This window comes from SAR202 cluster bacterium (assembly GCA_016872355.1).
In the GTDB taxonomy this organism is placed as follows: Bacteria; Chloroflexota; Dehalococcoidia; order Lucifugimonadales; family VGZY01; genus VGZY01.
In genome coordinates, this window is the sequence record VGZY01000110.1 from 1 (window position 1) to 5,921 (window position 5,921).

Below are 5,921 nucleotides of genomic sequence, written 5' to 3' on the forward strand. Positions count from 1 at the left end.
CCCTCCAGAACAAGGTTCAGTATCTGTGCTCTCTTCGCTTCTCGCTCGGTCAAATGTAGTCCTCTCATGGACTGACATATTCACTGAGCAGTTACCTACTGACAATATCACTGAGCAAAGACAGCTGCGATTTTGAAGATTGACGGGGCATGGGGTCCGTCGTAAACTCGGAGATAGAGCCAGCAAGCACGCCACAAAGTTTGAAGGAGGCCGCCTGTGACGATCGCCAAGCCTGTGTCCGATCAGCCCGTGGACGGGCGCGTGGTTTCGGAGGACCCGTACTGTCGAGAGGTAAATTTACCGTCGCTCGACACCTGGATCACGCCCACCCGCCAGTTCTTCGTTCGCAGCCACTTCCACGAAACCCCGCACATAGATACCTCAACCCACCGACTCGTTATTGAAGGCTCCGTCGACCGCAAGATATCGTTCTCTCACGCCGACATCCTTGCCATGCCGAGCAGGGAGATGACGGTAACGATAGAGTGCGCCGGCAACAGCCGCTCTTACATGATGCCTCCTGCCGAGGGGCTGAAGTTTACCCATGGAGCAATCAGCACGGCAGTCTGGAAGGGCGTGCCGCTGAGCCTCCTGCTGGAGCGGGCCGGCATCCGGCGAGACGCGAAAGAGGTGCTCTTCGAGGGCGCTGACGGCGGCGAGGAGGAGGAGGACGGGAAGAAGGTCCATATCAACTACGAGCGCAGCCTGACCATAGCGCAGGCGGTGGACCCCGAGGTGATCGTCGCAACCCATATGAACGGGGAGTTATTGAATGCCGACCACGGCGCGCCGCTCAGGCTGGTCGTTCCCGGGTGGTTCGGCATGGCCTCGGTGAAGTGGCTCACGCGCATCAGCCTGATCGACTACGAGTTCAAGGGGTTCTTCCAGAAGCGGCGCTACCTGCTCATAAACGAGGGAGCGGCGGATGAGGTCACCGGCGAGCCGGTCTCGCGGATGAAGGTGAAGGCGCTTATTGCACAGCCGAAGCACGGAGAGATCGTGCGGCCGGGCGGATACACCATTCGAGGCTTTGCGTGGTCCGGCGAGGCTGACATTGCAAAGGTGGAGGTCAGCACGGACGCGGGGAAGTCGTGGCACGCCGCCACACTGTTGACGGAAAAAGCGAAGCGCGCGTGGCGCAGGTGGGAGTACAGGTGGGTTTCGCACCCGGGCCACTTCGTCCTGAAGGTCAGGGCGACGGACTCCAACGGGGTTGTGCAGCCGGAGGTCACGGCCTGGAACTTCCGGGGTTACGTGAATAGTGCCATACACTCCGTGGCGGTGAAAGTACCGCTGGAGTAGGGGTACAGGGTACGGGGGACAGGGTATGGGTTAACAGCCGTTAAGAATGTGAAGACCGCAGGGCGAACTCACACCTGCGCCCTGCGGTCTCCTCGTTTATCGGATATGCCGTCTGTCTATTTCCTGCGGACGCGGCCGTTGAGGGCGGCGAATGCGAGGGTGAGGCTGAGGGCCGCCACGCCGGCCACGGCGGCAAGGCCTTTTAGGAGCGCTTCGCCGTCCCATCCCACGGTTATCAGCGAGCGGAGCGCGGCGAGAAGGTACGTCACCGGGTTGAGGCCGGCGAGTGTTCCCATCCAGCCGGTCATTACCTCACGCGGCACGAAGACCGTCGTGAGGAAGACGAACGGGAAGAAGACGAGCCACGAGGTATTCACCGCGGCCGGGTTGCCGGTCTTGAGCGCCACGGCATAAGGGAATCCGGCGAAGATGAGGCCCCATGAGGCGGAGATCAGGACGAAGGCCAGAATGCCGAGCGGGCCGCTCTCAAAGCGGATGCCCGTTATCATGCCGAGTATCAGAACCGGAATGGTCAGCGCGACGACCATGAGGAAGTCCGCGATCATCATCCCCAGCAGAAGCGACCAACGGTTGACCGGGGTGAGTGACAGCCTGTCGAAGTAGCCGTTCTGGATGTCAGTCACCACTACCAGGGCGCGGGAAATGCCAGTCACGGCGAAGATTATCGCCACGGGAAGCTGGAAGGCCTTGTAATTGAACTGCGCTCCGTCCTGGCCGGGGAGCGCGTTCGCGGCGAAGTCCTGCATTGCGCCGATGTTCACGGTGTAAAAGAATACGGGGATGATAAGCGCCGGGATTACGCTCTCGTAGTCCCTCATTGCTCCCCTGATTGCCCTGCCTGCCACGGACATAAGGTCGTAGAGGAAGGAAGCCTTTCTACCAAGCGGGGCCGAAGGTTGTACTTGCTCCTGTGTCTGAGTTGCGGATGTCATTTTTACCGTCCCTCTGCTTGCCGTCTTTCTTCTTGCCGTCCTTGGACTCGGGCTTGCTTTCTTCCTTGGTCACCGGGGCGTCGCGTTGCAGGCGTCCGCCGGTCACCTGGAGGAAGACGTCGTCGAGCGTGGGCGTGCGGAGCGTAAGCGTGCGCACCCTGACGCCGGCGTCGTTCAGGGCGAGCGCGACACTGCTTATCGCCGCGGCGCCGTTGGAGGCGCTCACTGTGATCTCGTTCTCGTGGGACTCCACCTTCTCGATCGGCTTGACTGCGCGCACTTTCTCCACAGCCCTTTGCGTGGCGGCGGCGTCGCCCTCCACCTCAGCGATGATCAGGTCGGAGCCGATGGAGCGCTTCAGCTCAACCGGCGTGCCCTCCGCGGCAAGCAGGCCGTTGTTGATGATGCCGAGCCGGTCGCAGAGGATGTCCGCCTCTTCGAGATACTGCGTGGTGAGGAAGATCGTGACGCCCAGGTCCCGGTTGATCCGGCGCACCTCCTCCCACACCCTGTTGCGGCTGATCGGGTCCAGCCCGGTCGTGGGCTCGTCCAGGAACAGCACCTCCGGGTTGTGGATCAGCGCGGCCGCCAGGTCCAGCCGGCGCTTCATACCGCCGGAGTAGGTCCCGATCAGCCTGTCCAGCGCGTCCCCGATGTCCACCAGCTTCGCCAGGTCTACCAGCCGCCTGTCCACGTCCTTCACAGACATGCCGAAAAGGCGGCCCTGGAGGCGGAGCAATTCCCTGCCGGTCTGCTTGTTATCGAGCGCGGCTTCCTGCAACGCCGCGCCAATGCGAAGAAGCACTTCGCGCGGGTGCTTCACCACATCGAAGCCGGCCACTTCCGCATGGCCCTTCGTGGGCATAAGCAGCGTAATGAGCATACGGACGACAGTCGATTTGCCCGCGCCGTTCGGACCCAGGAAGCCGTAGATTTCGCCCTTTTCAACCTTGAGGTCTATGCCGCGTACGGCCTCCACCTTGCCGAAGTGCCGCACTAGGCCCTGCGCAACGATTGCGTTGGTACTGGCCACAAAAAAGTCCTGTTCAGGCGCGAGCGCCGAATTTGCTTTAGAGCGGGAACGATGATAGCACTGGTGTGCTAATTGTGTCTAGTGGCAACAGTGCCTATGCCTTTCGAATAACCATTACGCCGTTGCGCACGGGTAGGAGCACGTGCTTGACGCGCCTGTCGTTTCGAACGCGCTCATTGAATGCCGCGATGGCCTTAGATGAAGCGTCCTCCGGCTTCAGCACCCTGCCGCTCCAGAGCACATTGTCCACGACTATGATGCCTCGGGTGGAGAGGAGATTCATCGAAGCCTCGTAGTAGTTCGAGTAGTTCTCCTTGTCGGCGTCGATGAAGACCATGTCGATGGGGCCCTTCAAGGTCTTGACGGTATCCAGCGCGTTGCCGAGGCGGAGGTCTATCTTGTGTCCGTGCGGGCTCTTTTTGAAGAATTCCCGGGCGATCTTCGATGTCTCGGGGTTCACGTCGCACGTGATGATAACGCCGTCATCCGGGAGCGCTTCCGCCATCATGAGAGCGCTGAAGCCGGTAAAAGCCCCGAACTCCAGGATGCGCCTTGCGCCGATGGAATAGGCGAGCGTCTGGAGGAGCATGCCTTCTATCGGCCCGGAGAGCATCTGCGGACTCGCCGCCTTCTCGTGCGTAACGCGAATGAGCTCTTGCATGTAGGCCGGTATCTGTGTGGTGTGCTCGGTGGAGTACTTCTCGAGCTCTTCTGAGACCAGGCTAATCATGCTTACCTCCAGCGTGGTTTTTCTTGGCGTAGCCCTTCACCGGCCCGGCCTCAATAGTCTTGATCCTCTCTGCCAGAAGGCGCTTCACCAGCGCTTCCGGGGGAGGCTCGCCTATGGGAAACCGCATCGTGCCCGCGGAGGCGCCGTAAATGGCGCAGTGGCTCGTCGCAGCGGCGAAATAGATGAGATACGCGCCGCGATAGTTGAAGGTCGGCATGCCGTAGCTGATCGTTTCGGCCGCCTCGGGCACGGCGGCGGTGATCATGCGGCGGATGGCTTCGAGGGTCTCGCGGGACTTGGCTGGGAGCGTTGAAATGTATTCGTCGATGTTTGCCGGTTTGGGTCCCATTCCGCCTCCTGCTCACTCCTGAGAATATACCAGAGGCGGCGCTTCTGTGCCTCGGCTACTTCAGCTTCCATATCTCCGGGAAGCGGATGACGAAAAGGGCGAGGAACACTAGCACGCAGGCCGCCGCGGCTGCCGTGGCGTGCGGCGCGCCGATCCACTCGGCGAGGGCACCCGCGCCTATTGCGCCGAGCGCCTGGGCGCCGCCGATCATTCCGGCGAAGGAGAGCACTCGGCCTCGGAGGTCGTCCGGGATGAGCGCCTGGAGGGACGCGCTGTTCACCACGTTGAAGGAGGTATGGAAGGAAGCGTAGACCGTCAGGGCGACGAGCGCCATGATGAAAGTCGGGCTGAAATCAAACCAGATCGTCCCGAGGGCGAGGAGCACGCTGAAGATGATTGAGGCCCGCCCGGGCCGCTTGAAATTGGCGGAGGCCAGGGCAAAGGATGCAATGAATGGTCCCGCTCCGAGGGCTGCGACCATGAGGCCGAGTCCCTGGGCGTCCACATGGTGGACTTCCTCCGCGAAGACAGGCATAAGGCCTTGGACGAACGGCAAGACAAGCAGCGTGGAGATCGTGCTCAGCAGCAGGACGGCCAGCACCGGGCGCTGCTTCATCGCATACTTTGCGCCCTCGACGCTCTTCGAGAGGAGCGAATTGCGTTGTAGTTTCTGAAGCCCCGCAACCTGCGGCCGCATGGCCCATGAGAACACCGCCGCCGCGGCGAGAATACCGGCGCCAAGGAGAAGTGTCCAGCCGGCCCCCGCGAACGCAATGAGCACCCCTGCGAGGGCGGGCATAATCATCCGGGTGAAGTTGGCGACGATGGAGTTCATGGCGAACGAGTTCACTATCCGGTTCGCCGGGACCGTGCTCGCCAGCAGCGCAGTCCGCCCCGGGTCTATCACCACGCGCGCGGTGCCGTTCATGACGGCGTATATTAGGACGCCAGCGGCGGTCGCGGCGCCCATGATTATCACGAATCTGAAGACGAGCATGGAGAGGGCTTGAAAGGCGCAGAATATCGCAAGGGTCTTGCGCCGGTCGAAAGCGTCGAGAAACACGCCCGCGAATGGCCCGATAAAGAGTACGGGGAGGAGGTCCAGCCCCACGGCCAGCGCGGTGATAAAGGGAGACTGCGTGAGGTTGAAGGTGAGCCACCCGACTACCACCCCGTGGACCCACTTGCCGGCGTTGACCAGCAGGCTGTTCATGAGGATCAGGCGGAAGTCTCTGATCGCGAGGGAATCGAAAGTGTGAACCTGGAACCTGTGGCGGCCGTCCGGCAGGTGCGGGCGGGGGCCGGGCCAGAAGCTATGGGGTTTGAAGGACATGGGGTAACGGATTACCGTGGCGGAACACTGTCTGAACAAGTCGGCCATTGGAGTGTAGACCCGCCCCGATGGCTTGTCAACGACTTGCCGGTTGACGTGTCTTTGCTCAGTGATATTGTCAGTAGGTAACTGCTCAGTGAATATGTCAGTCCATGAGAGGACTACATTTGACCGAGCGAGAAGCGAAGAGAGCACAGATACTGAACCTTGTTCTGGAGGGG

General features: G+C 61.3%; 6 protein-coding genes. 1 reads left to right on the forward strand and 5 read right to left on the reverse strand.

Translation table 11 applies throughout. From position 1 onward, the window contains the following. Positions 1 to 216 precede the first annotated feature (216 nt). Entirely contained in the window at positions 217 to 1,302 is a 1,086-nt protein-coding gene (locus FJ319_14255) for a sulfite oxidase (protein MBM3935428.1), read from the forward strand. Between the two features lie 116 nt (positions 1,303 to 1,418). Here FJ319_14255 and FJ319_14260 read toward each other — a convergent pair whose 3' ends face one another. The 5 genes from FJ319_14260 to FJ319_14280 form a co-directional block, all read right to left on the reverse strand. Continuing rightward, positions 1,419 to 2,255: an ABC transporter permease gene (locus FJ319_14260; protein MBM3935429.1), complete on the reverse strand. Its 837-nt coding sequence runs from the start codon at positions 2,253 to 2,255 to the stop codon at positions 1,419 to 1,421. Beyond that, entirely contained in the window at positions 2,200 to 3,288 is a 1,089-nt protein-coding gene (locus FJ319_14265) for an ATP-binding cassette domain-containing protein (GenBank protein ID MBM3935430.1), read from the reverse strand. The genes FJ319_14260 and FJ319_14265 overlap by 56 nt, the downstream gene beginning before the upstream one ends. Positions 3,289 to 3,382: 94 nt before the next feature. After that, positions 3,383 to 4,015 carry a methyltransferase gene (locus FJ319_14270; protein ID MBM3935431.1) on the reverse strand — a complete coding sequence of 211 codons (633 nt, stop codon included), beginning with the start codon at positions 4,013 to 4,015 and terminating at the stop codon, positions 3,383 to 3,385. After that, positions 4,011 to 4,367 carry a DUF1801 domain-containing protein gene (locus FJ319_14275; GenBank protein MBM3935432.1) on the reverse strand — a complete coding sequence of 119 codons (357 nt, stop codon included), beginning with the start codon at positions 4,365 to 4,367 and terminating at the stop codon, positions 4,011 to 4,013. Before FJ319_14275 ends, FJ319_14270 begins: the two co-directional genes overlap by 5 nt. 55 nt (positions 4,368 to 4,422) lie before the next feature. Beyond that, entirely contained in the window at positions 4,423 to 5,748 is a 1,326-nt protein-coding gene (locus tag FJ319_14280) for an MFS transporter (GenBank protein MBM3935433.1), read from the reverse strand. Positions 5,749 to 5,921: the final 173 nt, after the last annotated feature.

Excerpts from the sequence above, each read along its gene's own strand:
- FJ319_14260 (MBM3935429.1), bottom strand. The coding sequence starts at position 2,255 with ATGACATCCGCAACTCAGACACAGGAGCAAGTACAACCTTCGGCCCCG.
- FJ319_14275 (MBM3935432.1), bottom strand. The coding sequence starts at position 4,367 with ATGGGACCCAAACCGGCAAACATCGACGAATACATTTCAACGCTCCCA.
- FJ319_14280 (MBM3935433.1), bottom strand. The coding sequence starts at position 5,748 with ATGGCCGACTTGTTCAGACAGTGTTCCGCCACGGTAATCCGTTACCCC.